Annotated in this window: 1 pseudogene; it reads left to right on the top strand. The window is 49.1% G+C overall.

Annotated elements, in window-relative coordinates:
• A pseudogene (locus ACK6AU_RS32005) lies at positions 1-318 on the top strand (hypothetical protein); the annotation flags it as partial.
• Between the last annotated feature and the right edge of the window lie 552 nt (positions 319-870).

Raw genomic sequence — 870 nt, 5'->3', positions numbered from 1 at the left:
CTGCGCATTGGCGAAGTCGACCTGGCCCGAAGCAACCCCAAGGTGCGCATGGTCCGGGTGTTTCGTTGGTACTTCGCCTACTCGACCAAGCTGGCCTTCAGCGGCGAAAGCGCGGACCAGGCCAACTACCAGGTACAGACCGGCCCGGCGCTCGGCGCCTTCAACCAGTGGGTCAAGGGCACACCCCTAGAGCCCTGGCAGCGGCGGCATGTGGATGAGATAGCCACTAGCTTGATGGAGGCCGCGGTGCAGCACCTGCAGGCGCTGCAAATAGTGCTGGCCAGCTCGCAGGAAGCTGTGATCGACACAGACCACTAAACTTTTTATCACTGAACTATGTGGTCTTTCATGTCTCGTTTGTTTGGATAACAAAGAATTAAATAGCAAAAAGTAATACTGCACGCTTCTTCAAAAGCAAAGTATCCGCGTTCAATGAACTATCCGATAGCAGCTTTTTAACTTCGGCGTAAGGCGGCCGGCATTTATAGACTTGAGTTTATGATCACTACGGATTGCGACTGCTGGGGGCAGTTGTTAAAGGTGTAAGTGATGGTTGCAATAATTAAAGGCTTCATGATTTCCAATTGTTATATAGATTGTTGCGTTTTATATGATGCTTTTAATCTGGCCTCTGCTAGATTTTTATGCGTGATTTCCGGGGGGCTTTAGTTTGCTTGGTACAGCGAATTCAATGCTGACAGCCTTCAGCTTTTTTGGGGAGCGCCTCTAATGGCTCTGTGTTCAACAGAGCTCAGTTGAAAAGTGCATGGTTATCGAATGACTAAAAACCATTAATGTGGGCATGCTCAGGGTGGGTTGTATGGACGGCGAAAGGGAATTTGCTAGTTACAACGATCAGGATATGAATCT

Origin of the sequence: Pseudomonas sp. KCJK8993 (assembly GCF_046230915.1) — a bacterium.
Lineage (GTDB): Bacteria > Pseudomonadota > Gammaproteobacteria > Pseudomonadales > Pseudomonadaceae > Aquipseudomonas > Aquipseudomonas piscis.
This window is presented reverse-complemented; position numbering and strand designations above follow the sequence as displayed.